The sequence below is a fragment of the Microtetraspora malaysiensis genome (assembly GCF_050947145.1).
Classification (GTDB): Bacteria; Actinomycetota; Actinomycetes; order Streptosporangiales; family Streptosporangiaceae; genus Microtetraspora_A; species Microtetraspora_A malaysiensis.
The window spans coordinates 984,805-1,009,562 of sequence record NZ_CP191998.1 but is presented as its reverse complement, the minus strand read 5'-3'; the positions used below and the strand labels follow the sequence as shown (position 1 = coordinate 1,009,562).

Below are 24,758 nucleotides of genomic sequence, written 5' to 3'. Positions count from 1 at the left end.
CGCCTCAGTCCAGGGTGAAGTAGTCGGGGCCGGCGTACCGGCCGGTGGCCATCTTCTGCCGTTGCATGAGCAGGTCGTTCAGCAGAGTCGAGGCGCCCAGCCGGAACAGGTCGGGGGTGAGCCAGTCGGCGCCCACCGTCTCGTTGACGAGCACGAGGTTCTTGATCGCGTCCTTGGTCGTGCGGATGCCGCCGGCGGGCTTGACCCCCACCACGCGGCCGGTGCGCAGCCGGAAGTCCCGGACCGCCTCCAGCATGATCAGTGTCACGGGGAGCGTGGCGGCGGGCTGCACCTTGCCGGTGGAGGTCTTGATGAAGTCGGCCCCGGCCAGCATCGCGAGCCAGGAGGCCCGGCGCACGTTGTCGTACGTGGCCAGCTCGCCGGTCTCCAGGATCACCTTCAGATGCGCGCTGTGCTCGTCCTGCGCGCCTCCGGCACCGCAGGCGGCCTTGACCGCCACGATCTCCTCGAACACCTTCAGGTAGTCACCCGACAGGAACGCGCCGCGGTCGATCACCATGTCGATCTCGGCGGCGCCGGCCGCCACGGCGAGCGCGGTGTCGGTGACCTTCACATCCAGGGACGACCGCCCGCTCGGGAACGCCGTCGCCACGGAGGCCACCTTCACCCCCGAACCGTCCAGGGCGCGTACGGCGGTCGCCACGAGGTCGGGGTAGACGCACACGGCGGCGACACGGGGAACGGAGGGGTCGGTGGGATCGGGGTGAACCGCCTTGGCGCACATCGCCCGGACCTTGCCCGGGGTGTCGGCGCCTTCCAAGGTGGTCAGGTCCACCATCGAGATGGCCAGGTCGATCGCCTGGGCCTTGGCCGTCGTCTTGATCGAACGCGTCCCCAGCATCGCGGCCCGCGCGTCCGCACCGACCCGGTCGACACCGGGGAGCCCGTGCAGGAACGCGCGCAGCGCCGCGTTGGAAGATGCGACCTCCGCGAACGGAGCAGTCGTAGTTGACACCTCCCCAGCATCGCCGACCGGTCTCACGGTTTCCAAACCGACCAAGGGCTGATGCGTCCAGAGCTTTTTTGGCAGATGTCGCCGGTCCCCGGCCCGAGCCGCCCTATACATGGGATGACCCAGTGACCGTGCCTAAGGAGGCTTAGTACGTCCTAAGCCCAAGGGGCCGCGCACAGATAGGGCATCCGCCTGATGTGCCGGAGGGGGCCTTAGCCCGAACCTTGAGTGTGTAAGGGAATTGAGAAGGAGAAAACAAGATGGCTCCCGAACTGCACTACCAGCTCATCATCAGCCGCGTGGCTGAGCTCCAGGAGGAGGCGGCCCACCACCGGACCGTACGCGCGGCGATCGCGGCGCTGAAGGAGCGACGCGCGAGCGCGCACCGCGCGCGGGCGGCTCTTGCCAAGTCCCGCGTCGCATGACCTCGCTTCGAAGGCCCGGCCGGAGCCTCCCTCCCGGCCGGGCCTTTGCTCCTCCGTAGGCGCGTTCACTGACCGGAAAACCGGCGCAATCCGGACGGACGACATGTAATGCTTGACGACATGATGGCCCGGGCGGTGAGCCCCGTTTTCGTCGGACGGGGCGCGGAACTCGAAATGCTGGCCGAGGCGTTCGACCGGGCCCGCAAGCAGGCGGCTGCCGTGGTGCTGCTCGGCGGCGAGGCCGGCGTCGGGAAGTCCCGCCTCGCTGCCCGCTTCGCTGAGCAGGCCGCGCGGAACGGTGCCCACGTGCTCGTCGGCGGGTGTGTGGAGCTCTCCGCGGAGGGCCTCGCCTACGCCCCGTTCACCGCCGCCCTGCGGCAGCTCGTACGGGAGACGAGCACCGCCGACGTGGCGCGGCTGCTGCCCGACGGCTCCGAACGCGAACTGGCCCGGTTGCTGCCCGAGTTCGGCGAGCCCAGCGGCAACCTGGACACCGAGTCGGCGCGGGCCCGGCTCTTCGAGCTGATCCTGACCCTGCTGGAACGGCTCGCCGAGCGGCGGCCGGTGCTCCTCCTCATCGAGGACATCCACTGGGCCGACCGCTCCAGCCGCGACCTCATCGCCTTCCTGAGCCGCAACCTGCGCAGCGCGCCCGTCCTCATGGTCCTCACGTATCGGTCGGACGAACTGCACCGGACGCACCCCCTGCGGCCGGTGCTCGCGGAGCTCGCCCGGGTGGAGGGCGTCGTCCGGATCGACCTGCCCCGGTTCACCCACGACGAGGTGGCCGCGCAGATGGCCGGCATCCTCGGCGTGGCCCCGGAGTTCGCCAAGGTCGGCCGGGTGTTCGAGCGCAGCGAGGGCATCCCGCTGTTCGTCGAGGCACTGATCGACTGCGGCGACGACTGCACCTTCCCCGAGTCGTTGCACGACCTGATCAGCGCGTCCGTGGAGCGGCTCCCCGACGACACCCAGCACGTGCTGCGCATCGCCGCCGCGAGCGGGATCCGCGTGGGCCACGCGCTGCTCGCCGCGGTCAGCGGGCTGTCCGACGACGACCTGGAGCGGGCGCTGCGCCCGGCGATCGCCGCCAACGTCGTGCAGATCGCCGACGGCGCCTACATGTTCCGACACGCCCTGATCCGCGAGGCCGTACACGACGATCTGCTCCCCGGTGAGCACATGCGGCTGCACGCGCGGTACGCGCTCGAGATCGACCGCGACCGAGACCTCGTGCCGCCCGGGCGGGCGGCCATCGAGATCGCCCACCACTGGCACTCGGCCCGCAACGACCTCTGGGCGCTCATCTCGGCGTGGGAGGCCGCGGAGAAGGCGGCCCGCGCCTTCGCCTACACCGAGCAGATCGACCTGCTCCAACGCGTCCTCACGCTCTGGGACAAGGTGCCCGACGCCGCCGAGCGGATCGGCGTGGACCACGTCACCGTGTACGAGCGCGCCTCCGAGAGCGCGTACCTGTGCGGTGAGATCGAGCGCGCCAAGAAGTTCGTCCACGGCGCCCTCGCGGAGCTGGACGAGGAGACCGAGCCGGAGCGGGTGGCCGAGCTGCTGGTCCGCCGGGCCAACATCAAGATCCAGAAGCACACGTCCGGGTTCATCGAGGACCTCCGTCACGCCGAGCGGCTGGTCCCCCATCCCACCGAGGCCAGGGCGAACACGCTGAGCCATGTCGGCCGCGTCCTCATGCTCTGCGACGAGGTGACCGAGGGGACCGCGGTCACGCTGGAGGCGCTCCGGATCGTCCGCGATCTCGGCGACGAGTGCCTGGAGGCGGACCTCCTGCTGAACCTCGCCCTTGGACACTCGATCTCGGGCGACCTGGAGCAGACCCGCGTCATCAACGACCGCGCGCTCTCCATCGGGAGACGCCTCGGCTCCGCGCGCATCAAGCTACGCGCGATCGCCAACAACGTGGACACCCTGAACAACCTCGGCAGGTCCGAGGAGGCGGTACAGCTGGCCGTCGAGGGCGAGCGGCTGGCCAAGACGTACGGCAGGATGCGCGCCCAGGGCGCGTTCATCGCGAACAACCGGGCCGAGGCGCTGGAGGCCCTCGGCCGATGGGACGAGGCCCTCGACGTCAGCGCGCACGCCCTGACCATGGAGCCGACCCGGCAGAACCGCTGGCACCTGCTGCGGGTGCGGGCCGACATCGCGATCGCCCGCGGCGAGGAGGACACCGCCAAGAAGATCCTCACCGAGGTCGGGGCGTTCAGCCCCCGGTCGGAGGACGGGACGCAGGAGTGGGCGGCCAACACCCGCATGCTGATCAGCTGGCACCTGCTCCGCGGCGAGCCGGACAAGGCGGTCGAAGCGGCCGAGTCGGCGCTCGTCAACCCGCGCTGGTCCAGGAAGGCCATGCTCGGCTGGCGGCTGCTCGCCGCGATCCGGGTCGCCTGCGACCGGGCCGCCGCCGTCGCCCCCGAACACACCGCGACCGTACGCGGCCTGACCGACGTGTTCGCGGCCGACATGGTCACCGACGGGCCGGTGGGCACGGCGTTCCGTCAGGTGTACGAGGGCGGGTTCGACGAGGCGGCGGCCGGGTGGAAGGTCCTCGGCCGCCCGTACCCGCGGGCCAAGGCCCTCGTGTACGGGGCGATCGCGGCGGCGGCGCAGGGCGACCGCGACGGTGCCGCCGCACGGCTCCGCACGGCGAGACCGCTCGCCGAGGCGCTGCGCGCGGCCCCGCTCCTGGCCGAGATCGACGCCCTGGCCCGCCGGGTCGGCGCGGCCCTCGACGACGCATCGGCCAGGAAGGCCGCACCCGAGGTCACGCTGACCCCACGTGAGCTGGAGGTGCTCCGGCTGGTCGCCCAGGGCCGGACCAACCGCGACATCGCCGGCGAGCTGTTCATCTCGGCCAAGACCGTCAGCGTGCACGTGTCGAACATCCTGCCCAAGCTGGGTGTCTCGACCAGGGGCGAGGCGGCGGCCGCCGCCCACCGCCTCGCCCTACTCAACTAGGGGGCCGCGTCCACCGAAACCGTCTGGCTGACGGCGTCCTGGAAGTTCCCGCCTCCTAGGAACCGAGCCCGCCACCGCCCCGCGCCCGGCTCAGGGATCGAGCCGGAGAAGGCGTACCCGCGCCCGTCCCACCACGCACGTAGGACGGTGCGCTCCGTCCACGTCTGACCGTCGGCGGAGAACTCGATCACGGCTTCGGGTGCGGCGGGAGCGGAGGTCCCCGAGAAGGCGAGGTGCCCGGAGACGGCGACATCCGCACCGGCGCGTTGGGCGGTGAAGTCCGTGAAGGCCGCCGGATGGACCACGACGAAGGTGGCCGTTTCCGTCGCGTGCGCCTTGTACGGGTCCTCGCTGTAGAAGCCGACGCTCACGGTTCCTCTGGTGTACGGGGTCAGCGTCATGCTGAAGCGCCCGTTCGCGTCAGTGGTCACGCTCTCGATCGGGCCACCGGAGCCGTACTCGATCCCGATGGTGAGGGCGGCGTCGGCCAGCTGCCGCCACCCGTCGGGCGAGTGCCACCTGGCCGTTCCGGACACGGTCAACTGGTCGCCTGCGTTGATCCGATCGGAGCTCAGCCGGATCTTGATCTGCGTGGCGGATTCGTGGACACCGACGACCAGCTTGTCTGATATCCCACTCAAATATCCAGGGAACGCGCTGTCGTGGTAGTAGCTCGCGCTGAACTCGGCGGCCTGCTGGAGTGTGATGGGATGGCTGAATCGGCCGTCGGCGTCTGTGGTGAGTTCCGCGAGGTCGAATCCGTCATAGCCGCCGTTGTCCCTGTTGAGATAGGCGATGGTGAGCGTGGCGTTCCGCCCGGCCAGCGGTTTCGGCTCGCCGGTCCCCGGCCAGCGCCCGAGAAGGCGGCCACTCACGATGACGTCGCGCCGGCTGTAGTTCACGGTAGCGCGGTCGGACTTGAACGGCGCGAACTCCGTTTTCGCCATATAGGTGAGTTTGCCGACTCGTTCGGCCGTGATGTGATTGCCCTCGCTGTCCGTCGCTTCCACGGTGACGCCATAGAGCCCGAGTTCGGCGATCTGGATGCGGGACCGGGTCGTCCAGACGCCGTTGGTGTCGGTTCCTGATGTGAGAGCGAAGTCCTCGGCCGTGGCAAGCTCCTGGCCGCTGTCGGACATGACATGCGCCTTGAAAGCGGCGATCGGATAGGTCGAGGTGGCGGAGATTCGCAGTTTGCCCAGGTCGTCAGGGTCGCTGTTGGACCAGTTGATGGCGATTTGGGATTGGCCTGCTGTTGCCGCCTGCGGACTCATGATGACCGCGAACGCGGCGATCACCCAGGTAAGGAGTAATAAAGGACGTCGCATGCATAACTCCCCGTTTGCGTGCTATCCCAAAGCCCCGTCCGTCAGATAGTGCAGCCGAAACCACCCAAGAGCAACGCTGTTTTCAGGCTTTGTAAACTTCTGCCAGTTTTGCAGCGTAAGCGCCATCGCCAGCGATCTCGGCCCGACCGGGCGATGTGCCAGGGGATCTCGCGGTCGTTGACCGGGAGAAGGGAGCGACCTTCACCGTTCGTGCTCCTGAGTCCCTGGGCCCCCAAGCCCTGCGCCGCAGCACACGGAATAGGGGCATCGGGGCATCTCAGGAGGCGACCCGCTGGGGCGGTCCCCGGTCAGGTCAGCAGGGGTTCCAGCAGCAGGATCACGCCGAAGATCGCGAACGCGGCGGCCGCGCCGTACTTGATCCACTTCTCGGGGAGGTGCGCGCCGAGGAAGCGGCCGATGACGATCGCCAGCGCGTCGGCCGCCACCATGCCGATCGTGGATCCGATCCAGGTGCCGAGCCAGCCGTGCTGCGTGGCGAGCGTGATCGTGGCGATCATCGTCTTGTCGCCCAGCTCGCTGAGGAAGAACGCCACGGTCACCGCGACCAGCACGTTGCGCGTGGTCCTGGCGGCCTTCGACGACTCCTCGTCGCTGAGCTCGTCGCCGCGCAGGGTCCACGCGGCGAAGCCGAGGAAGGCGATGCCGGCGGCGATCGATATGGCGGTCGTGGGGAGGGCGTCGCCGATGACCTGGCCGAGCCCGACGCTGACGAGGTGGACGACCGCGGTCGCCGCGGTGATGCCGACGAGCACCGGCCACACCTTGAACCGGGTCGCGAAGGTGAGGGCCATGAGCTGGCTCTTGTCACCGAGTTCGGCCACGAAGATCACGGCCAGGGATATCCAGAACGCTTCCAAGGGTCGCCTCTCGCTGCACGCGCGACCGGGCCGCGTTCGGCACCCGGGGAGTTTCGGGCACACGACTTCGGCCCGGCAGCACAGGAACATGACTGTCGGGCCGAAGGTCTCGTCCGCCGCATGGGCTCCGTGACCGGGCGTGAAAGATCACGCCAGTATGTCGATCAACGGATTCGGGACTACTCCCCTTCGGGTGGTTCCTCACCAACCTAGCGGATCCCCGCCGATGCTCATTCCCGGCCGTCCGCGGCCCTGTTCGCCCGTCACGGGTTCCGGGGGACTCCTCGGGGCCCTTTGGGGCTCCCAGGACCCTGAGGGGCGCAGGAGGCCTCAGGAGACCTCAGGCTCAGAGGGACGCAGGAAGCTCAGGAAGGCCTCAGGGGCTCAGAGGGGCTTCAGTCGGCGAGAGACACGCCCACCATGACGGGCTCGTTCACAAGGGTGACGCCGAACTTCTCCCGCACGCCGTCCCGCACCTCCCGCGCCAACGCGAGCAACTCGGCAGCGCCCGCCTCGCCGGTGGGGTTCGTGAGGGCGAGCGTGTGCTTCGTCGAGATGCGCACCCGCCCCTTCTCGTATCCCTTGGGGAACCCGGCGTTCTCGATCAGCCAGGCCGCCGGGACCTTCACCGCGCCGTCCGGCATGTCCCACCGGGGGAAACCCGGCGCGCGGAGTTCGAGGTCGGCCGCCGCCGCCGCGTCGAGCACAGGGTTGGTGAAGAACGAGCCCGCGCTGCGCGTGTCCGGATCCTCCGGGTCGAGCACCATGCCCTTGCCCCGGCGGAGCGCGAGCACCGCCTCCCGCGCTTCGGCGAGCGGCACCCGCTCCCCGATCTCCACGCTGAGCCGCGCCGCCAGCTCCTTGTACGCCACCGGCCCGGACAGGGGCGACCGGGCCAGCGCGTAGGTGACCGCCAGCACGATGTGCCGCCCCGGCTCCTCCTTGAAGAGGCTGTGCCGGTAGGCGAAGCCGCACTGATCCGCGCTCAGCTCGCGGATCTCGCCGGCCGTCCGGTCGTAGACACGGACCCCGGTGACGGTCTGGGACACGTCTTGTCCGTACGCTCCGACGTTCTGGATGGGGGTGGATCCCACCAGGCCGGGGATCCCGGACAGGCACTCGACGCCGGCCAGCCCCTCGATGACGCAGCGGGAGACCAGCGCGTCCCAGTCCTCGCCCGCCCGTGCGGTCACCCGCCCGTCGCCGGCGATCTCGACGCCGGTGGAGGCCGCCCGGACGACCAGGCCGTCGAACCCGTCGTCGGACACGACCAGGTTGCTGCCGCCGCCCAGGATCAGCACCGGCTCGCCGTTCCGGTCGGCCTCGGCCACGGTCTCGACGAGCTCGTCCTCGGATCGCGCCTCCACGAAGGCGCGGGCCCGGCCGCCCATCCGCAACGTCGTGTACGGCGCGAGCCGCACTCCTGCCAAACGGTCAGCCATGCGTGATCCTCAAGCAGACGGTGAAAAGCAACAAACGGCCGCGGGGGAGGTCCCGCCGCGGCACGCCCCAGCCTACGGCCGGTCAGCGTCCGGCCGGGCGTCGTCGCCTCCCTCGTCCGCCTCGTCCGCGTGCTCGCTGATCGCCTCGGCGATGGCCTGGTCGACGCGGGATGTCGCGCTGCTCCCGTCCCACAGCAATTGGGAGGCGACCATGGACGGCTCTCCCGACGGCGTGAGGGCCGTCTCGATCGTCCCTCCCGGGTAGATCTCGTGCTTCGGGGGGCGCTCGGCCCGCCGGGAGGCACCACGGGCGGTCCGCGCCCCCTCGGATCCGGGGGCGGAGTCGGGGCGGTCCGGCGCCGGCTGGGGAGAGCCGGGGCCGGAGCGCCGTGCGGACTCGGCGTCCTTCACCGGCTCCCGGTCGCTCCCCTCGCCACGCTGCTCGCTCGATCGCGTCATGCGGGGACGCTTACCCCCGCGTTCTCCCGCAAACCTCGGCCGGGAACCCGGAGTCAGGAGAGCTGGACGATGGCGCGGGCCTTGGAAAGGACCCTGCTGTCACCCGACTTGGCCGTGAGGACGACCACGACGCGCTTGTCCTCGAGCTTCTCCTCGACGATGCCGCTGACCGTGATCACGGCGCCCTTGTCGTCGTCGGGCACGACCACCATGGACGAGAAACGGACGCCGTAGTCGACGACCGCGGCCGGGTCGCCCGCCCAGTCGGTGACGAACCGTCCGCCCTGAGCCATCGTGAACATGCCGTGAGCGATGACGTCCGGCAGGCCCACGGACTTGGCGAAGCGCTCGTTCCAGTGGATCGGGTTGAAGTCCCCGGAGGCGCCCGCGTACTTCACCAGGTCCACCCGGTGCACGGGGAACTCGACGGCGGGGATCGCCTGCCCGACCGTGACCTCGTCGTACTTGACCGTCGCAGCCATGGTTACGCCGCCCCTCCGCGCTCGACAATGACGTTGTAGGTCCGGCAGACGAGCTCGCCTTCGGGGGTCGTCACGTCGCCCTGCACGGTCAGGAACTCGTTGCGGCCCACGCTGCGGATCTCGGTGATCGTGGAGGTGCAGATGAGCTGGTCGCCGGCGTAGATGGGGCGCTGGTACTCGAAGCGCTGCTCACCGTGGACGACCATGGCGTAGTTGAGACCGAGCTCGGGGTCGGCGAACGCCTCGCCGGCGCTGGCCAGGCTGAACACGATCGGGAAGGTCGGCGGCGCGACGACGTCGGGGTGCCCGGCCTCGGCGGCGGCGGCCCGGTCGACGTAGATCGGGTTGGTGTCGCCGATCGCGGTGGCGAACTCCTTGATCTTCACGCGGCTGACCTCGTAAGGGGTGGGCGCCGTATACGCCCGCCCGACGAAATCACGGTTCAAAGCCATCGGTGCCCATGCTCCTTCGCGGCTACAGAGCGGAAAGGCCGACGGTAACAGAACAACATTCGGCTGTCGTGGGTCGGGCTTTCGCCGTACGCCGGCCAGGACCAACGTTAGCCCGGCCGGCCGGTTGGATCATGTGTCGCCTCGCGCCAACGACGCCCACCATGGTTCTGTATCGAGACGACAAAGCGGGCTTCCCGGTGACACGGCGTTCGCGCCCCGTGCTCGGGAGGTTCCGTGCCGGGAGAGATTCATGCCCCGGAGAGATCGGCGCCTCGGAGAGTTCCGGGCCTGAAGACGCGAGAAACCGGCGCTCCACTTCGGGAACGCCGGTTACGCGTTTTATGACCTGCCGGGTTTATCGCCTGCCGCGGGCACCGCATGCCCTCGCCCTGGGCAGCACTTCGTCCGCTGCCGAGGGACACCACGTGTCTCACCTCGGCGCGTTCGAACGCACGCTTCTCTCGCCCTGCTCTCGCGGGCGCTGCGGGCGGCTTCCCCGGAAGCCCTGCCGCCTGGGAGGCGTGGTGCGCCCTGCCCTGGTTCCCAGGAGCGCGATGGACAGTACGTCGCGACGTTCTGCCCGGAAGACGCCGGTTAGCGCGTCTCGCGGTGCGCCTGGTGCGTCTTGCAGTTGGGGCAGTACTTCTTCAGCTCAAGCCGATCCGGGTCGTTGCGCCGGTTCTTCCGCGTGATGTAGTTGCGGTGCTTGCACTCCTGGCAGGCCAGCGTGATCTTCGGCCTAACGTCTGTGGCAGCCACGTGGGAGTGCCTTTCTACGTCTGGGACTACTGGACAACCCGAAACTCGGCTCCCTGTGTGGGAGAAACCGAGAAGGGTAGTAGCGGAGGCCGGACTTGAACCGGCGACACAGCGATTATGAGCCGCTTGCTCTGCCTGACTGAGCTACTCCGCCTTGAACCGGCAAAATCGACCGGCCACGCAAGGATACCCGACCCGTACGGCTGTTGCGCACCCGCATACGGCCCCTGATCGGGTTCAGGTACCCCCAGTGTGCCGGAACTCACGAGAGAAACCCAAACCGTTTCTGATGAGAGGAGTGAACCCCTCCCATCACGCCAAAAGACCCGCCCGAAAGATCGAGCGGGACTTGTTAGCGAGAGCCCCCAAACGGAATCGAACCGTTGACCTTCTCCTTACCATGGAGACGCTCTGCCGACTGAGCTATAGGGGCGTGCCCGCCGCCGCTCTCGCGCTGCGGACAGGTGTAACCATACACGTCCCCAGCGGTTGATGCGAAATCAAAGTGCGGCCGCGCAACGCGCTGCGAGAAGCGGCTCCTGAATCGGCACGCCGCGCTCCGGCCCCGGCGCGGCCGACCTGCGATCTTGTGCGTCCGGCCACCGTCCTGACCATGAAAAGGGCGGCCACTACTCGTCCTGCGGCGCCGGCAGGGAACCCTTCAGATCGGCCGTCTCCCTCTCGGCCGCGGGCAGGCTCGCCTTGATCGCGTACCTGGTGAAATAGCCGTCACCCCTGTACGGCACGACGTCGCTGAGGGTGACGGTCGCGCCGTAGGGGTGGTCCTGGCAGCGCGGGAGGCACCAGGTGCCGCTCAGCCGGCCGACGCCGACCGCCCGCTCGGGCCCCCAGCTCCGCCAGCTCATCCCGCTGACGGTGCTGAACTCCGACAGGACGAGGGACGGGGGACGCTGATCGTTCCTGCCGTTCTCGTCGCCGTACAGGTTGAGCACGTAGATCGGCGTCTCCTCGGCAGGAGCCGTACGGACGGCCTGGCTCGCGCAGGCGGCGAGGCTCAGGGCGGCCAGGCAGAGCACGGCCGGGCGGAGTGCGGCGGGCAGGCGCATGGTTCCCCCTCGTGAGACCGGGATTCTCCGAGGTTAGAGGGGGCGCGCCCGGCTCGTGGGGAACTACGGGAGCGCGGCCCGGCGGTCGTCGTCACGCGTCGGGAAGGGGATCACTTCACAAAGGTCGGCAAGGTCGACATGCCGGGCGACCTCCTCGACTGAACGGCAGTCGGCGATGGGCAGCTCGCCCTTCCAGACCTGGAGCACCTGGCGGCCGTCCCGGATCGCGGGCACGATCTCGTAACCGTCGGGACCCACCCATCGCCGTTCCATAATCCGACAAACTATCGCTTCGCTCCGTCAATTTCTCAGAGCATCACAAACCACGCCAGATCCGGCGAGACGCCCGTCAGCCCGAGTAGTGATAGAAGCCGAGCAGGTCCTTCACCTCGCCGAGGTCGTCGATCCGCGTGGTCGTGCCGGTGGCGAAGGCATTGATCATCTTGCCGCCGCCGATGTAGACGCCGACGTGATGGGTCTTCCTCCGGCTGCCGTAGAACACGAGATCACCGGGGCTGGGCGTGCGCACCCTGCGCATCCGACGGATGTGGTCGTCCGTGGTGCCCCGGCCCAGCACGTCGTCGCCGTAGGCGAGCCGGTACATCCATCGAGTGAAGCCGGAGCAGTCCAGGCCCAGGGTGCGCTCCGCCGGGCAGGGCCGTACGGACCCGCTGTAGCCGCGACAGGTCCCCCGGGACGGGCCCGGCCGCTTCCCGTGGCCGCCTCCCCAGGAGTACGGGATGCCCTGGGAGGCATAGGCATAGCCGACGACCTTGGCGAGCTCGTCGGCGCGTGGGATCGATCCGGCGGCAAGGAAAAGCACGGCCGCCAATGCGGCGAGGCGCCCCCAACGCATGGATGCGACGATAGCTTTCCTCCCGCTTTGTCGCATCCACCTTTCCGCGGTCACCTTCTCCCTGCTCCCTGTGGCCTCCGCCCACTGACCGGCCCACCGCTCCTTACGTGTCCGGTCAGCAGCCCGCCGTGGGCTCCTGGGGCTCCGCGGCCGGCTGGGTGATCCGGATCGCGTTGCCGAAGGGGTCGCGCAGCGCGCAGTCGATGCCGTAGAAGTGCTCGGTCGGCTCCTGCGTGAACTCGACGCCCTTGGCGCGCAGCGACTCGTATGTCGTGCGGCAGTCGTCCGTGCTGAAGATGGTCAGGCCTATCGCGCCCTTCGCGACCAGTTCCCGTACCTGATCGGCCGTCGCCTCGTCCAGCGCGGGCGGGCCGGGCTTCTCCAGCAGGATCTGGCGCTCCGGCTGGCCGGGCACGTTGACGGTCAGCCAGCGCATGAACCCCATATCGAAATCGGAGTGGACCTCCAGGCCCAGCGTGCCGACGTAGAAATCGAGAGCTTCGTCCTGGTCAAAGACGTAGATGTGCGAATGCGTGAGTGACGTAACCATGCAGACCACGCTAGTCATCCGCATCCACGCGGGGCTGCTCCGAAACTGCTCGGTCGCGTCCAGGACATCGCGAAACACGACGGCGCGGGCGGGACGCGGCCGCGCCCCCGATGCGCGGTCGGGGGCTCGCCCACGATGGCGCGGAACGTCCGGCTGAACGTGCCCAGGCTGGCGAAACCGACGTCGAAGCAGATCTGCGTCACGGAACGGTCGGTCTGACGCAGCAGGAACATCGCACGCTCGACCCGGCGGCGCTGAAGGTAGCGGTGCGGGGTCTCACCGAAGGTCGCCCGGAACGTCCTGATGAAGTGCGCCTCCGAGACGTGCGCGATCCGGGCCAGCGTCGGGATGTCGAGCGGCTGCGCGTAGGCGCGGTCCATAGCGTCCCGGGCGCGCAGCATCCGCCGGTTGGACTCCTCCACCGCCCGGTTCATCGACCCCCCTCGCTCGGTAACCGCTCGCCGCCCCAGGGTCTCAGCCCTTGCTGAAGCCTCTGCGACGGCGCAGGAGCAGTCCGGTGGCGGCCGCGAGGGTGACCACCGAGCCGATCAGCACGATCACTCGCCCGTCCGGGCCTGTCTCACCGCCTCCGCCGGTGGCGGCTCCGCCCCGCGGCGTCTTGAACACCTCGTTGTCCTTCTCCCTCGGTTCCTCCGGGGACTTCGTCACGGTCACCATGACGGTATGCGTCGGCAGGCTGCTCGCGCTCGTCGTGGCGCTGGGGGTCGGCTCGGGACTCGGCGTCGGGGTGGCGGAGTGGCTCGGCTGGCCGCCTGCGGGGGCGACGGTGAGGGTATAGGTCTTGAGACCGCCGGCGTTCCGCACCTCGCACTCGATCACCCGTTCACTGGGGCTAGTCCCGACGTTGATGGCGCCTGGCCGTACCGTCGCCGTGCCCGCGTTTCTGGCGGTGGTCTTCAGGGAGACCGTGGCCGCCGGCAGGGGAAGGACCTGCCCGGGGCTGAGCGTGGCGAGTTCTTCCACTCCGGTCGCCGACGACAACTGGGACAGCCCGCTGATAGCCGCGTACGCGTACAGCTTGGTGCCACTCGGCAGCCCCGTGGCGGGCACCCTCAGCTCGCTGCCGTCGGCGTACGTTCCGTGCCAGCCGATGGACATCTGCCGATCCACCGTGGCGTCGGTCGGCATCGTCAGCTCGATCTTGACCTTGACCTCCTGCTTCTCGGCCGCGCCCGAGGTGGTGCATTCGTAATCGACGATGTCGGTGACCGTGTCCCGCCGCGCTTCGGGTACGGCGGCCCGCGCGGGCGAGCAGAGAAGGACCAGGCCGCCCACCACGACGGCCGAGAGCATGGGGCGGATGCGCAAGACGACTCCTGTTGCGACAAAGGGGACACAGGAGAGACGGCGCGCGACGCCATCCGGTTGACACCGGTCGGCCGTATTAAGTGCGTCGTGGAGACTGGGCTATTTCCGCAAATCAGGTACTTCAGCGGATGGGCAGCGTTGGATGCGGCGCGCTCGGAATGCCCGCCATGGTGTTGGTGATGGCCCACCGTTCGTGATCGCGCCAGGCTCCGTCGATGTACAGCAGATCGGGCGCGTATCCCTCACAGCGGAACCCGAGGCGCTGGACCAGCCGCAAGGAGGCGTGGTTGTCCGGCTGGATTTGCGCCTCCAGCCGGTGGAGGCGCAACTGCTCGAACGCGTAGCGCAGCACCAGGCCGAGGCCCTCGAACATGTATCCCTGACCGGCCGTGGGAGCGAAAGCCGCGTAGCCGAGGGAGGCGGACTGGAACCGTCCGCGAATGATGCTGTTGATATTGACGTTGCCGGCTATGGCACCGGTGTCACGTACGCAGACGAGCAGCCCCTGGTTGGACAGTTGGTCGTCGAACCGCCCGACGTACGCCTCGAACTCCTCCGCCGTGGCGGGCAGGGACATCCACGGATGGTGCAGGTCGACGCTGGCGCGGGCCAGCCGGAGAAACTCGTCCTGGTCATGGCGGGTGATCCCTCGCAGGATCACACGGGAGGGATCTCCCCGCGGAGCGGTGTGGTCGGCGTCGATCACTGCCGCCCGTCGGGCTTCCTCGGCATCGTCATCGGAGATCACCGGCACAGGGTAGCCGACCAGCCGGCGGCCACTCGGAGAGCGCCGCCCGGCCGACATCCGCTCGTGGTGCCCGGCGGGCCACGCCGGCGGCGGGCGGAAAGAGCATCATCGGTTCAGGACCTCAAGGTAGTGCTGGTTGTACATGACGCCGAGGACGTTGCCGAAGGGGTCCACCACGGAGGCGGTGACGAAGCCGGGTCCGCGCTCGATCGGCTTCTCGTGCGCCGTGACGCCCAGGGACAGCAGCCGCTCGAAGGCGGCCTCGACGTCGTCCACGTGCCAGTAGGCCACCGCGCCGCCGGCCGTATCCGGACGGTGCGGGGCGAAGCGGCTGTCGATGATGCCGAGTTCGTGCTGGTAGTCGCCGACGCGGAACTCGACGTAGGCCGGCGTCCCCTCAATCGGACGCGCGAAGTACGGCTCGATGCCGAGCAGTTCGCCGTACCAGCGGGCGGCGGCGGCGACGTCGTCGGCGAAGAAGCTGATGGTGGTGAGGCCGCGCAACATGGGTGGTCCCTTCCTCAGCGGGTGATATCTCCCATCCTCTGCTCAAAAGTGCTCATCTTCTGAGCACTTTGTTGGAGAATCTGGGGCCATGCGCGCTGACCGTCTCGTAGCCGTCCTGCTGCTGATGCAGGCTCGTGGCCGGGTGACCGCGGCGGAACTGGCCGCCGAGCTGGAGGTGTCCGTCGCCACCGCCCGCCGGGATCTGGAGGCGCTGTCGGCGGCGGGCGTCCCGGTCTATCCGCAGCCTGGACGCGGCGGCGGCTGGTCCCTCGTCGGCGGTGCCCGTACCGACCTCAGCGGCCTGACCGCGGCCGAGGCGCAGGCGCTGTTCCTGCTCGTCGGCCCCGCCACGGCCGTCTCGTCCGAGGCCAAAGCGGCGCTCCGCAAGCTCGTACGGGCCCTGCCCCGGACCTTCCAGGCCGATGCCGAGGCCGCCGCCGACGCCACGGTGATCGACCCCATTCGGTGGGGCGAACGCGACCGCCCCCGGCCCGCCACGGTGGACCTGCTGCAGACCGCCGTGGTCCGCCGCCGCAAGGTCCGCCTGACCTACGCCGGTCGCGCCGGAGAGCGAACGGAGCGGCTGGTCGATCCATGGGGCCTGATCGACAAGGACGACGTCTGGTACCTCCTCGCCGGAACCGACCAAGGGCGGCGGACCTTCCGCGTCGACCGGATCACCCAGGCCGAGCCGACCGATCAGGCCGCCGACCGCCCCGACGACCTCGTCCTCGCCAACGCCTGGCAGGAGGTCGTCGACGAGGTCGAACGGCGCCGCTCCCGCACCTGGGCGACCGTGCTCGTCGAGGAGCGGTTCGTGCCGATCCTGCGCGACCAGTTCGGACGGCACTGCCACGCCGACGGCGACCCCGAGCAAGGACGCGTGCGGGTCCGCCTCGCCGCCCCGACTCCCCTGGACATCGCCCGCCACCTCGCCGGCTGGGGCGCGATGATCGAGGTCGTCGATCCCCCTCCGTCCAGGACGAACTCACCCGCATTGGCACCGAACTCGTCGCCCGCTACACCGGCGGACGATGACACCGAGCACGGCGGTGCCGATGTCCTCCCCCACTCCCACGCCAAGCGCCCCTACGGCCGACGCCCATACAACTGGAGGCGGGCGTTCTCAGGAGCGCCTCTCAGCTCTGTGCCAGCGTGGCGGCCTGAACCGCGGCCGGGACCTGCTGGAGATAGAGCCGGAATCCCTCCGCCTCCGGCTCGAACCCCAACGAGGTGTAGAGCCGATGCGCGCCATCGGTGGCATGGCGCTTGTGAGACAGGAGCTGAACCTTGTTACATTCCGCAGATCGAGCGTCGTTGAGGAGCCGACGCATGATCGCGGCGGCTATGCCCTTGCGACGATGAGCTGCAGCGACCACGACCGCCTCGACGAACGCGGTGGGGGCACAACCGTAGGTCAGGTTCGGCATCACCATCAGCGTTGCCGTCCCTACCACCTGCTCGTCGACCTCGGCGAGATAGACGGTGAGTCCGCTGGATCGCATCATCTGTTCCCAGGTCTGCCGTTCCAGATCCGAGGCCTCGCGCGGAGAGCCACCATCTGGGACGTGTTCTGCGGCGTAGACCTGCAAGACGGCCACCAGATCCTCGGGGCGAGCAGTTCGAACAGCGCACGCTGCGGCAGCATTTGTCACTCGATGAGCATGTCCGTCTGGAACGGTCGTCGCCAGGACGCACCCTCGACCTGAGGGCCAGACGCCAGCCGAAAATGCTCCCCGAACCGGGGGTTCAATCTGCCTGTTCTGTTTTGGACCTGCCACTGCTGGCTCCCTGCTCGCGACCTTCCCAGCAGCACGATTCCCAGCGCGTACGGCAGGGCTCCGGCGACTTCGAGGACCGTCGTGGGGTTGAGCGAGCCGTCAATCGCAAGGAGCGCCACCCAGAACAGTTGCCCGACGAGCGCCGTGAGCACGGCGGGCAGCGCCCTGCGGCCGGTATCGCGAATGATCGGGAAGGAGGAGGTGACCAGGCACACGGCGACCAGCACGCGACTGAGGACGCCGCGCGGTCGTGCAACGGATGGCAGCGCATCTACACGACCGGCACGGCCAGGTGCTTGGCCGGCTTTCCGACGCCGAGCGCTCCGCTTTGGCCGTCACGCTTCCCGCCCTCACCCGCGCCCTACGTGAGGTAACCGCCGCCTCGACGAGCTAGGTGTACTCACCACGGCTCCTGGCCCGCCCTCGACGTCGATCATTCCGCTGGAGCCGGGAGCCTGATCACAGCGGTAGCCGTCTCACCTCCGACCGGCGACCGAACCGGCGGGTGTTTCGCGGCTGGGCCATGCCATGTCGTCGACCGCCAGAAACGACTCGCCGGCCACGGTCACGGGGGTCACTCCGGTGAACGCCATGACGTCCCGATGCAGGTGGGATTGGTCGACGTAGCCGGCGTCGGCCGCGACTCGGGCCGCGCCTTCACCCGCGACCAGGCGGTGGACGGCATGGTCGAAACGGACCAGCTTCACCGCGCGCTTGGGCGGCAGGCCGAGCTGCGAGCGGAACCGGGACCACAGGCGCTTACGGCTCCATCCGACCTCGGCCGCCAGTCCTTCGACCCGGACCCGGCCGCGGCTGCCGGAAATCCGGCGCCAGGCCCAGGCCACCTCCGGGTCTATCGGCGCCCCCGCCTCATGCCTGTGGGCGAGCAGCGCGTCCGTCAACGCGAAGCGATCCTGCCACGACGAGACATCGCTCAGTTGCTCACGAATCCGTGCCGCCTCCCGGCCCCACAGATCGTCCAGGACCACCACAGCGCCGTCGAAGTCGGTTGGGGAGGCGCCCAGAACCGCGCGTGCGATCATCGGGGACAGGCGGACCTGCACGCACTCGACGTTCTCGCCCCGCGCCCAGACCGCGCCTCCGGACCCGAACCCGGGCTCGGCGACAACACATCCCAGCTGCTGCCGCCCGGCGGCATGGTCCAGGACGGACGAACCGGCGCCGAACTCCAGAAGCAGCGTCACGGCCGGGTGCGGGACCATCCGGAGCGCGTCCAGGGAACGGACGCCGAACCCGGCCATGGTGACACCGGCCACCCGACTGGGCCGCTGCGGACATGCGACGTCCCACACAGCCGCGCCGTGCACGAAGGTCCGCACCGCCCCATGCTATGCGGGCCGGTTGAAGGGAACATATGTCCAATCCGCCAGCGCGTACTGGCGGCGACAGTGGCCTCATGACTACTCCTGACGGGCAACCGCACGCGAACGGCGACGCCGAGGCCGAGGCCACCGAGAGTTCGCCCCTGTCCCCGGACGACGGCGACATCTACCTGTGCCAGGACGGCCCCCGCGACGCCCCCGCACTCCTGCTCATCCACGGGACCGCATCCTCGGCCCGCTCATGGGACATGCTGGTTCCGCTGCTGACCGGATCCCATCGCGTCATCCGGGTCGACCTGCTCGGGCACGGCCGGTCAGCCAAACGGGCCGCCGATCGCGGCTACGAGACCCCCGAGCAGGGACGCCGGGTCGGCGTGGAACTGGACCGGCTCGGCGTCAAGCACGCCATAGTCGTCGGCCATTCCAGCGGCGGCGCGGTCGCCACCGCCCTCACCGAACAACGACCCGACCTGGTGACCGCGCTCGCTCTCGTGAACACCGGACCCAGCATGGACGCTTACATCGCACCGGAGTCCGCCGCGAGCGGCCCCTCGCAATGGCCGCCGACCGACGAGCAGATCCGCCAGTTCGCGAGCACCGGTTTCGGCCGCGCGGACTACGAGATCCCACAAGAGTTCGTGGACGATCTGCGCGGTATGACCTACCACGCGTTCGCCGCGGTAATGCGGGCGGGTCGCGCCTACCTGGAGCAGCGGGCGCTCCCGGATCGGCTGATGGTCCTCGGCAAGCCGCTGCTGGTGATCTTCGGCGAGGAAGACCGGAGATGGCGATCCTCATCCGCCGCCGACTACCGTGTCGTTCCGGGCGCGAAAATCGAGTTGCTGCCCGGTGTCGGGCACTCGCCCATTCTGGAAGATCCGCCGCGTACCGCCGCACTCCTCCTTGCCTTCACCGCGGCCCACGCCGCGCGGGCGGACTGAACGAGACGATCGCGATGGTCACGCCGGCGACGACGCCACCGGTGATCGCCCCGTAGACGGCCGGACCCGACGCGAGAGGCCCGTCACCGCGTTTCCGTCGGTGACAGGCCTCTGCCCGCGCTGTCGGCCTGGGAATTGCCTGGAGCACGCCTCGTAAGGGCGGTGACCTGCGGCTTGAAAAGGTCATGAGTGGCCGTGGCTGCCCCCTCGTCGCCCTGCTTAATGGCCCGGCGGTTGGAGTCCACTGCTTCACCACAACGTCCTCGATGCGCGCACGGACCCCGGAAGCCAGGGGAAAGGCGACCAAGGTCAACGTGCCTACCAACCGACCTTGAAGGCGAGCGCCCAGTACCGTGTTCGCTTCGAAGGCCAGCAGCCGAGCGACGGTCTCGCGATCAAGGGCCTTCGCGGTCGTGGACAGTTGCGGCAGAAGCCGGCCGAGCGCGGTCACGAGCTCATCGCTCGCCTCCCGAAGGATCTCAATCTCGACGCCACCCATTCGGCATGTGGCTCGTGGCCGAGCCGGCGGATGCGTACCGGGTGGGTCGGATGAGCGTCCGCATGAGCTACAAACCTTCGCTTGTCATCGACCTTTAGCGGGATGATGAAGGGCGCCGATGGAAAGCCAATGAGCAGTTCCGTCTCCTCATAGCGCAGCAGACCTGCCACGAACTCCTCTAGCACCCGTTCCGCTGCCGCCCGGAACAGCACCGCTGGGGTCGTCACGGTCGGCAACAGGTGCACATCGGCAGTGCCCAACCTTCTACGCAGAACACTACGCATCCACGTCACCGGAAAGCGGGTGACGTGATGCCGTATCCGTTCGGCGTACAGGCGCTTTGCGGTCGTATAGATCAACGTGCGCAGCCACGCGAATGAGTCGCCGGAGAGATCAACGAGCGAGATCTGATGAGCCACCGCGTATTCCTGAGCGTTCTCACTGAAGCCGCTGGCGGAGAAAAGGGAGTAGGAGTATTGGAATCGACGCCGCGGGCGCCCGTTCTGGCCGCTGGCCGCGTAGTTCTCGTTCACGTCATGGATGACGCCGTGCGCGTTCCGGATGACGTCGATTCGGCAGGGAGTGGCGTAGAACTTGGCCTCCAGGAACAGCTGGACCGGGAGCGAGAAAGCGGGGTTGAACGCCCACTCTCCGAGGACGTCGACCTGATGCGCGGTCCCCCTGCCACGTACCTTCAAGGTGCTGCCTTCGGAGACGAGTTCCTGGGGGTCCTGCTCGGCCGCGACGAGCAATTGATAGCCGCTGCTACGCAGGAGCCAGGCCAACGCCTCTTCGAGCAGGTAGCCGCGGAGGATGGCTTCCATACCCATGGCTGGGAACCTAACAGGGATCAGGAATCGCCGGCCGTGCCTCGCAAGGTTGTGCCATAGATCTCGCTTCCCCCGCCGCCGTCATCGACCCGCCGCCCACGTCTTCGTTTCCCCGGCGCTGGTCAAGATCCTTCGGCATCACATCGCGGAGTTCGACGTCGGCCCTGACGGCAGGGCCTTCCGGAGCGAACGCGGCGAGGTGATCGCCTCGACGGCTTACACAGAGGTCTGGCAAGCCGCCCGGCTCCTCGCCTTCACACCGGCTCAGGTCGACTCTCCCCTCGCCCAACGGCCGTATGACCTCCGGCACGCGGCTGTCTCCCTCTGGCTCAACGCGGGGGTCTCGGCCCCCGACGTAGCCGAGCAGGCCGGGCACAGCGTTGACGTCCTCCTGCGGGTCTACGCGAAGTGCCTCGACGGCCAACAGGAGATCGCCAACCGGAGGATTGATGACGCTCTGGCGGCATGAAAGATTGAGCCTTTCAACCTGCCGTCCAGGTCGGTCCATGGGTCGCCGGCGGCGTGGGGCGGCTTCCGGCCCAGCGCCGTGGCCTACCGGTCCGGGCAGTGCCGGCAGCCGGGACGAGCGGAGCCCATCCATCGGTCCGGCGTCGTGCCGGGAGTACTGCCAGGCCGAGGTGGCGGAGGCTCGGCCTAGGACTTTCGACGGAGTGCGAAGGGGTCCCTCGCCCGATGCCGAGTCGATCGATGCGTCCCTACCGTAGCCCGCATGGAGATTCCCGAGCATTACAAGTACGCGGTCATCCCCCACATCATGGTCGACGGGGCCGCAGAGGCGATCGAGTTCTACATCAAGGCGTTCGGTGCCTCTGAACTCTTCCGGCTCGACGGGGATGAAGGGCGGATCGTCCACGCCGAGATCAGCGTCCAGGGCTCCACTCTCATGCTCGGTGACGCCGACGCGCGGTTCCCGCCCCCTGGTGAAGGCGGTGCATCCGTTGTCCTGCACGTCTACGTGCCGGACGTGGACGCACTGACCACCCAGGCCGTGGCCGCCGGGGCCGAACTTCTCTCCTCTCCGGCCGACATGCCCTACGGGGCCCGGCAGTCGATGCTTCGTGACCCGTTCGGCCACGTCTGGATTTTCCTGACCCCTATCGTCGCCTGAGCCAGGGTCCTGCGAGGCCGCGCTGCAGCGCGCCGCCCTCGCCCTCGGCCGGCCTGGTCTTTTTCAGTGAGCCCTTTCCCCACCTGATGTGAGTCTCCCGGCACGAGGCCGGACCGATGGGTTCCACTCGTCCCGGCTGCGGACACGACCCGGACCGGCAGGCCGCCGCGCCGGGCCGAAGTCCGCCACCGCTGACCAGCCCGGACGACAGGTTGGAAAAGGCTCATTGTGACCTGTGCCGTGATTCCCCTGTAGACAAGACGCGCGTGGACAGACGGTCTGAGGCGACGTTGAACGGGAGCTCCGTCGGCATCAAAGGCAGGACGCATCTGATGATCAAGGACGGGGATGCCCTCGACATCAGCGGGGCTCCCTTGACAGTGTTCGCCCCGGACCTGGACATGGCATGCAGCTCTCCCAGCGGGATCCCAATCGATCGTTAGCCCTAGCGACACCGCCGGCCGATCTCGGTACCTTCACCGCTCTGGCCGAGCCGAGCACATGAGGCGGTGTCCGAGATGCCGATCCACCTGGGAAAACAGCCCCAAGATCATTGCACGCATATTGGTGGAGCAGTGACAAACGATCGCTCTGGGCGGCACACGGCTGCATGTCTTGGAAAAGCAAAAGAGCCCCCGGAGGGGCTCTGAGCTGCCGTTATGGCTGGTGGCAGGTCCAGGGTTCGAACCTGGGTAGGCTGAGCCGACGGTTTTACAGACCCGCCGCGAAAACGCGTCTACCTGGGAAAACACGCTCTCAAACCGCTATTTCGGCTCGCATTAGGCACGATCAAGGATCAGAACCCCTGTGAGGCGATCGGATCCGGGCGCATCCGATGTATCCACCGCTCGCGTCTACGACCATCCAGCACTGGTCACGAGCGCAGCGCCGACCGGGTCCGGTGTTCCGGGGCTTGGAGCGGCCACGCCCTGCTTCGGCGGCCGAGAAGGACGCCGAAGGCGGGCATGTGCGGAGGGGACGCCTCCGTCCTGGGACTTACTGGGTGACCGGCAGATTCGTCGGAGTCAGGACAATCAGCCGCAGTTCATTCGGCTTCAGCGACAACGTCTGGCTCGTGTACCCACCGCCTCTGCGCGGCTCGATGACGAACTGTTCGACCGGCTTGAGGGTGGCGGTGTCACTGTCGTCGCCGATCTTGTATCGGGTGACGAGCACGTTCGACCTGGCGAACGCCTTGGGCAACATGGAAATGACGATCTTGGAGTCATAGGTCGTCTGCTGCGTCCACTGGTAGTTCCACGTCATGACGGCGAACTTGTCATCGTCGGCGGCCGCCAGGCCGTAGACCCCGATGCCCTTCTCGCTGAGCTGGTCCGAGGTCGCGCGGAACCTGGTGCCCGGGAGCATCGACTGCATGAGCATCATGTTGTAGTAAGGCCGGGGCACGCCGGTGAACCTGTCGGCGAACAAGTCCTTACGGTCGTTGTCCGGGTGATCGATGGTCCAGTGGAACGGCGTGACCGACTTCTGCCCCAGGTAGTAGTAGGACAGCGACGCCAACGCCGCGGCCTGGATATGGAGGTCCGCCGACATACCCAGGCTGGAGGTACGGTCGCGGGGGAAGACGCCGATCTCGCTGACCATGGCGGGCACCTTCGGCAGCCCCCGGGCGGCCAGCATGGAGTCGAGCTGGGCGCGCTCGGTCGAGACGATGGCGGGATTCTCCTTCAGCGTCTGCCAGTTGTTCGGGTCGCTGGAGGTGTCGATCAGGTATTGGTGGTAACTGATGAAGTCCAGCCGCTTTTCCGGGTCGGTGTCGGCGGCGTAGAGGTCGAGGAACTTCCCGATCCGGTAGGTGGTGAAGATGTCGGTCGTCGGGCCGCCGATCTTGAGCTTCGGGCCGGGCAGGTTCATCGCGTTGACCGCGTTCACCACCTGATAGGTGAACTTGTACATCGGGTAGTAGGCCGCGATGTCGGACTGTTCGTTCTCCGACTCCAGATAGGTGATGTTCGGGAAGCGCCGTTTGTAGTCGGCGAGCATGTCGCGTTCCGCGGTGAGCAGCTCGGATCGGGTGAACGTGCCCTTGGTGATCAGCGGGTCGTAGTCGGAGCGCCAGTTGAGCAGGAGCTCGTCCGACCGCGACGCGTACGCCTCAAGGTAGTCGTACCACTTGGAATACTGCGGCGTCCGGCTCGTGACGTCGTACCCCTGATTGAACTCCAGCCACACGCGAGTCTGCGTGAGACCGAGCTTGGCGAGGGCCGCATTCGTCGCTGTGCCGTATTTCCAGCTGTTCGGCGCCGCGCTCAACTGCCGGCCCGGAGGGAACGGGAAGGCGCCCTGGGAGCCCACCAGGTAGTCCACATGCACGGTGTTCGGCACGGAGGCCGTCGCCGTAGCGGCGCTGAGGCTCGCGGCACTCGCCGACCCATAACCCGCGCCCGAGGTCAACGCGATCGTTCCGATCGCCAACGCCATTGCTGCAATCATCGGACGACGGTGTGATAAACGCTTCACGGCACCACTTTCATCACGAACGAGGTTGATCAAGTTGTGCGCGAGCATAGCGTCATCCGACGCCTTTCATGGGGGCACCCGGCGCTCGTCCAAGCCGTCTCCACCGGCGCGGTCAGCCGCCCCCCAATGCGCCGACAATCATGAAGGGATCGGCGCCCCGCGCGACCGGTCCGGGCAACCGTAGGACGTCGGCGTGGTCAGGGCCGCGTCCGCCGCGCGTTTTGGAGCAAGGGCCTAACATCATGAGCATGGATGAGGCCACCACTGCACGGCCGTTCCAAGATCGAACTAGGGTGAGCGCTCGCTGGGCATCCAGGCACGTCGCGATGTGATCACGTCCGGCGCGTCGCTCCTCATATGAGGCGAAGCCCCAGCTAAGCAAGGTCTTCCTACAGATCTTCGCTTGTGGAGCTTCGCCGTGGCCAAGTGTGCCATCCTCGCGGCCGAACCGGTAGCCACCGGCGTGGTGACCGCTGAGCCAGCCGTTCGTATCTCCCGCTCGCGGACGCCCGCA

The 24,758-nt window shown here is 68.2% G+C and carries 26 protein-coding genes, 2 tRNA genes and 1 pseudogene; 6 read left to right on the top strand and 23 right to left on the bottom strand.

The annotated features are described in order from the left end of the window. Nucleotides 1–4: 4 nt before the first annotated feature. Nucleotides 5–976, bottom strand: coding sequence for a deoxyribose-phosphate aldolase (gene deoC, locus ACQP1V_RS05035; RefSeq protein ID WP_433419256.1), 972 nt, complete (start codon nucleotides 974–976; stop codon nucleotides 5–7). Nucleotides 977–1,233: 257 nt separating this feature from the next. On the opposite strand from deoC, the gene ACQP1V_RS05030 reads away from it, so the two are divergent. Both ACQP1V_RS05030 and ACQP1V_RS05025 read left to right on the top strand, forming a co-directional pair. Beyond that, nucleotides 1,234–1,398: a hypothetical protein gene (locus ACQP1V_RS05030; protein ID WP_433419254.1), complete on the top strand. Its 165-nt coding sequence runs from the start codon at nucleotides 1,234–1,236 to the stop codon at nucleotides 1,396–1,398. A 108-nt stretch (nucleotides 1,399–1,506) separates the two neighbouring features. Beyond that, nucleotides 1,507–4,383: a helix-turn-helix transcriptional regulator gene (locus ACQP1V_RS05025; protein WP_433419252.1), complete on the top strand. Its 2,877-nt coding sequence runs from the start codon at nucleotides 1,507–1,509 to the stop codon at nucleotides 4,381–4,383. Here the strand turns inward: ACQP1V_RS05025 and ACQP1V_RS05020 are convergent. The 17 genes from ACQP1V_RS05020 to ACQP1V_RS04940 form a co-directional block, all read right to left on the bottom strand. Beyond that, complete coding sequence (locus ACQP1V_RS05020) at nucleotides 4,380–5,711, bottom strand: hypothetical protein (RefSeq protein ID WP_433419249.1); 1,332 nt, start codon at nucleotides 5,709–5,711, stop codon at nucleotides 4,380–4,382. The genes ACQP1V_RS05025 and ACQP1V_RS05020 overlap by 4 nt on opposite strands. A 308-nt stretch (nucleotides 5,712–6,019) precedes the next feature. Continuing rightward, nucleotides 6,020–6,589 (bottom strand): TMEM165/GDT1 family protein, encoded by a 570-nt coding sequence (locus tag ACQP1V_RS05015; protein WP_433419246.1) that lies wholly within the window; start codon nucleotides 6,587–6,589, stop codon nucleotides 6,020–6,022. A 395-nt stretch (nucleotides 6,590–6,984) separates the two neighbouring features. After that, the gene (locus tag ACQP1V_RS05010; RefSeq protein WP_433419244.1) at nucleotides 6,985–8,031 is read right to left on the bottom strand and encodes a UDP-N-acetylmuramate dehydrogenase; all 1,047 of its coding nucleotides are present in this window, start codon (nucleotides 8,029–8,031) and stop codon (nucleotides 6,985–6,987) included. 72 nt (nucleotides 8,032–8,103) lie between these two features. Then, the gene (locus ACQP1V_RS05005; protein ID WP_433419241.1) at nucleotides 8,104–8,490 is read right to left on the bottom strand and encodes a hypothetical protein; all 387 of its coding nucleotides are present in this window, start codon (nucleotides 8,488–8,490) and stop codon (nucleotides 8,104–8,106) included. Nucleotides 8,491–8,543: 53 nt separating this feature from the next. Next, the gene (locus ACQP1V_RS05000) at nucleotides 8,544–8,972 is read right to left on the bottom strand and encodes a MaoC family dehydratase (protein WP_067142661.1); all 429 of its coding nucleotides are present in this window, start codon (nucleotides 8,970–8,972) and stop codon (nucleotides 8,544–8,546) included. Between the two features lie 2 nt (nucleotides 8,973–8,974). Further along, the gene (locus ACQP1V_RS04995) at nucleotides 8,975–9,424 is read right to left on the bottom strand and encodes a MaoC family dehydratase N-terminal domain-containing protein (RefSeq protein WP_067142664.1); all 450 of its coding nucleotides are present in this window, start codon (nucleotides 9,422–9,424) and stop codon (nucleotides 8,975–8,977) included. 594 nt (nucleotides 9,425–10,018) lie between these two features. Further along, nucleotides 10,019–10,183 (bottom strand): 50S ribosomal protein L33, encoded by a 165-nt coding sequence (gene rpmG / locus ACQP1V_RS04990; protein ID WP_030921771.1) that lies wholly within the window; start codon nucleotides 10,181–10,183, stop codon nucleotides 10,019–10,021. Nucleotides 10,184–10,263: 80 nt separating this feature from the next. After that, nucleotides 10,264–10,337: transfer RNA gene (locus tag ACQP1V_RS04985), tRNA-Met, on the bottom strand. A 206-nt stretch (nucleotides 10,338–10,543) separates the two neighbouring features. Next, a tRNA-Thr gene (locus ACQP1V_RS04980) sits at nucleotides 10,544–10,616 on the bottom strand. A 196-nt stretch (nucleotides 10,617–10,812) separates the two neighbouring features. Next, nucleotides 10,813–11,250, bottom strand: coding sequence for a hypothetical protein (locus ACQP1V_RS04975; protein ID WP_387418018.1), 438 nt, complete (start codon nucleotides 11,248–11,250; stop codon nucleotides 10,813–10,815). 63 nt (nucleotides 11,251–11,313) lie between these two features. Further along, complete coding sequence (locus ACQP1V_RS04970) at nucleotides 11,314–11,523, bottom strand: transposase (RefSeq protein ID WP_433419238.1); 210 nt, start codon at nucleotides 11,521–11,523, stop codon at nucleotides 11,314–11,316. 76 nt (nucleotides 11,524–11,599) lie between these two features. Then, nucleotides 11,600–12,106 carry a C40 family peptidase gene (locus ACQP1V_RS04965; RefSeq protein WP_433419235.1) on the bottom strand — a complete coding sequence of 169 codons (507 nt, stop codon included), beginning with the start codon at nucleotides 12,104–12,106 and terminating at the stop codon, nucleotides 11,600–11,602. 115 nt (nucleotides 12,107–12,221) lie between these two features. Continuing rightward, a complete protein-coding gene (locus tag ACQP1V_RS04960) occupies nucleotides 12,222–12,656 on the bottom strand; it encodes a VOC family protein (RefSeq protein WP_387418015.1) in 435 nt (144 codons plus the stop codon). Nucleotides 12,657–12,670: 14 nt separating this feature from the next. Further along, complete coding sequence (locus ACQP1V_RS04955; protein ID WP_433419232.1) at nucleotides 12,671–13,090, bottom strand: helix-turn-helix domain-containing protein; 420 nt, start codon at nucleotides 13,088–13,090, stop codon at nucleotides 12,671–12,673. Nucleotides 13,091–13,130: 40 nt separating this feature from the next. Next, nucleotides 13,131–13,985 carry a hypothetical protein gene (locus ACQP1V_RS04950; RefSeq protein ID WP_433419229.1) on the bottom strand — a complete coding sequence of 285 codons (855 nt, stop codon included), beginning with the start codon at nucleotides 13,983–13,985 and terminating at the stop codon, nucleotides 13,131–13,133. A gap of 121 nt (nucleotides 13,986–14,106) precedes the next feature. Continuing rightward, the gene (locus ACQP1V_RS04945; RefSeq protein ID WP_387418012.1) at nucleotides 14,107–14,733 is read right to left on the bottom strand and encodes a GNAT family N-acetyltransferase; all 627 of its coding nucleotides are present in this window, start codon (nucleotides 14,731–14,733) and stop codon (nucleotides 14,107–14,109) included. 105 nt (nucleotides 14,734–14,838) lie between these two features. Continuing rightward, on the bottom strand, nucleotides 14,839–15,240 hold the full coding sequence (locus ACQP1V_RS04940) for a VOC family protein (RefSeq protein WP_433419226.1): 402 nt from the start codon (nucleotides 15,238–15,240) through the stop codon (nucleotides 14,839–14,841). Nucleotides 15,241–15,328: 88 nt separating this feature from the next. Here ACQP1V_RS04940 and ACQP1V_RS04935 point away from each other — a divergent pair. Next, nucleotides 15,329–16,162, top strand: a pseudogene (locus tag ACQP1V_RS04935) (helix-turn-helix transcriptional regulator); the annotation flags it as partial. A gap of 217 nt (nucleotides 16,163–16,379) precedes the next feature. On the opposite strand, the gene ACQP1V_RS04930 reads toward ACQP1V_RS04935, so the two are convergent. The 3 genes from ACQP1V_RS04930 to ACQP1V_RS04920 all read right to left on the bottom strand — a co-directional run bounded on the left by ACQP1V_RS04930 (nucleotide 16,380) and on the right by ACQP1V_RS04920 (nucleotide 18,361). Further along, the gene (locus ACQP1V_RS04930; RefSeq protein ID WP_433425759.1) at nucleotides 16,380–16,745 is read right to left on the bottom strand and encodes a GNAT family N-acetyltransferase; all 366 of its coding nucleotides are present in this window, start codon (nucleotides 16,743–16,745) and stop codon (nucleotides 16,380–16,382) included. A 146-nt stretch (nucleotides 16,746–16,891) separates the two neighbouring features. Continuing rightward, complete coding sequence (locus ACQP1V_RS04925; protein ID WP_433419223.1) at nucleotides 16,892–17,248, bottom strand: hypothetical protein; 357 nt, start codon at nucleotides 17,246–17,248, stop codon at nucleotides 16,892–16,894. A gap of 249 nt (nucleotides 17,249–17,497) precedes the next feature. Then, entirely contained in the window at nucleotides 17,498–18,361 is an 864-nt protein-coding gene (locus tag ACQP1V_RS04920; protein WP_433419220.1) for a helix-turn-helix domain-containing protein, read from the bottom strand. A gap of 77 nt (nucleotides 18,362–18,438) precedes the next feature. On the opposite strand from ACQP1V_RS04920, the gene ACQP1V_RS04915 reads away from it, so the two are divergent. After that, nucleotides 18,439–19,305 (top strand): alpha/beta fold hydrolase, encoded by an 867-nt coding sequence (locus ACQP1V_RS04915; protein WP_433419217.1) that lies wholly within the window; start codon nucleotides 18,439–18,441, stop codon nucleotides 19,303–19,305. A gap of 447 nt (nucleotides 19,306–19,752) precedes the next feature. Here the strand turns inward: ACQP1V_RS04915 and ACQP1V_RS04910 are convergent, their stop codons facing one another. Continuing rightward, nucleotides 19,753–20,634, bottom strand: coding sequence for a hypothetical protein (locus tag ACQP1V_RS04910; protein ID WP_433419215.1), 882 nt, complete (start codon nucleotides 20,632–20,634; stop codon nucleotides 19,753–19,755). Here ACQP1V_RS04910 and ACQP1V_RS04905 point away from each other — a divergent pair. Both ACQP1V_RS04905 and ACQP1V_RS04900 read left to right on the top strand, forming a co-directional pair. Further along, the gene (locus ACQP1V_RS04905) at nucleotides 20,618–21,103 is read left to right on the top strand and encodes a hypothetical protein (protein WP_433419214.1); all 486 of its coding nucleotides are present in this window, start codon (nucleotides 20,618–20,620) and stop codon (nucleotides 21,101–21,103) included. The genes ACQP1V_RS04910 and ACQP1V_RS04905 overlap by 17 nt on opposite strands. Before the next feature lie 261 nt (nucleotides 21,104–21,364). Continuing rightward, the gene (locus ACQP1V_RS04900) at nucleotides 21,365–21,763 is read left to right on the top strand and encodes a VOC family protein (RefSeq protein ID WP_433419212.1); all 399 of its coding nucleotides are present in this window, start codon (nucleotides 21,365–21,367) and stop codon (nucleotides 21,761–21,763) included. 996 nt (nucleotides 21,764–22,759) lie between these two features. Here ACQP1V_RS04900 and ACQP1V_RS04895 read toward each other — a convergent pair. Beyond that, on the bottom strand, nucleotides 22,760–24,205 hold the full coding sequence (locus ACQP1V_RS04895; RefSeq protein WP_433419209.1) for a hypothetical protein: 1,446 nt from the start codon (nucleotides 24,203–24,205) through the stop codon (nucleotides 22,760–22,762). Between the last annotated feature and the right edge of the window lie 553 nt (nucleotides 24,206–24,758).

Excerpts from the sequence above, each read along its gene's own strand:
- ACQP1V_RS05030 (WP_433419254.1), top strand. The coding sequence starts at position 1,234 with ATGGCTCCCGAACTGCACTACCAGCTCATCATCAGCCGCGTGGCTGAG.
- ACQP1V_RS05025 (WP_433419252.1), top strand. The coding sequence starts at position 1,507 with ATGCTTGACGACATGATGGCCCGGGCGGTGAGCCCCGTTTTCGTCGGA.
- ACQP1V_RS05020 (WP_433419249.1), bottom strand. The coding sequence starts at position 5,711 with ATGCGACGTCCTTTATTACTCCTTACCTGGGTGATCGCCGCGTTCGCG.
- ACQP1V_RS05010 (WP_433419244.1), bottom strand. The coding sequence starts at position 8,031 with ATGGCTGACCGTTTGGCAGGAGTGCGGCTCGCGCCGTACACGACGTTG.
- ACQP1V_RS05005 (WP_433419241.1), bottom strand. The coding sequence starts at position 8,490 with ATGACGCGATCGAGCGAGCAGCGTGGCGAGGGGAGCGACCGGGAGCCG.
- ACQP1V_RS05000 (WP_067142661.1), bottom strand. The coding sequence starts at position 8,972 with ATGGCTGCGACGGTCAAGTACGACGAGGTCACGGTCGGGCAGGCGATC.
- ACQP1V_RS04995 (WP_067142664.1), bottom strand. The coding sequence starts at position 9,424 with ATGGCTTTGAACCGTGATTTCGTCGGGCGGGCGTATACGGCGCCCACC.
- ACQP1V_RS04975 (WP_387418018.1), bottom strand. The coding sequence starts at position 11,250 with ATGCGCCTGCCCGCCGCACTCCGCCCGGCCGTGCTCTGCCTGGCCGCC.
- ACQP1V_RS04970 (WP_433419238.1), bottom strand. The coding sequence starts at position 11,523 with ATGGAACGGCGATGGGTGGGTCCCGACGGTTACGAGATCGTGCCCGCG.
- ACQP1V_RS04965 (WP_433419235.1), bottom strand. The coding sequence starts at position 12,106 with ATGCGTTGGGGGCGCCTCGCCGCATTGGCGGCCGTGCTTTTCCTTGCC.
- ACQP1V_RS04960 (WP_387418015.1), bottom strand. The coding sequence starts at position 12,656 with ATGGTTACGTCACTCACGCATTCGCACATCTACGTCTTTGACCAGGAC.
- ACQP1V_RS04955 (WP_433419232.1), bottom strand. The coding sequence starts at position 13,090 with ATGAACCGGGCGGTGGAGGAGTCCAACCGGCGGATGCTGCGCGCCCGG.
- ACQP1V_RS04940 (WP_433419226.1), bottom strand. The coding sequence starts at position 15,240 with ATGTTGCGCGGCCTCACCACCATCAGCTTCTTCGCCGACGACGTCGCC.
- ACQP1V_RS04930 (WP_433425759.1), bottom strand. The coding sequence starts at position 16,745 with ATGCGATCCAGCGGACTCACCGTCTATCTCGCCGAGGTCGACGAGCAG.
- ACQP1V_RS04915 (WP_433419217.1), top strand. The coding sequence starts at position 18,439 with ATGACTACTCCTGACGGGCAACCGCACGCGAACGGCGACGCCGAGGCC.
- ACQP1V_RS04905 (WP_433419214.1), top strand. The coding sequence starts at position 20,618 with ATGGCTTCCATACCCATGGCTGGGAACCTAACAGGGATCAGGAATCGC.
- ACQP1V_RS04910 (WP_433419215.1), bottom strand. The coding sequence starts at position 20,634 with ATGGGTATGGAAGCCATCCTCCGCGGCTACCTGCTCGAAGAGGCGTTG.
- ACQP1V_RS04900 (WP_433419212.1), top strand. The coding sequence starts at position 21,365 with ATGGAGATTCCCGAGCATTACAAGTACGCGGTCATCCCCCACATCATG.
- ACQP1V_RS04895 (WP_433419209.1), bottom strand. The coding sequence starts at position 24,205 with ATGGCGTTGGCGATCGGAACGATCGCGTTGACCTCGGGCGCGGGTTAT.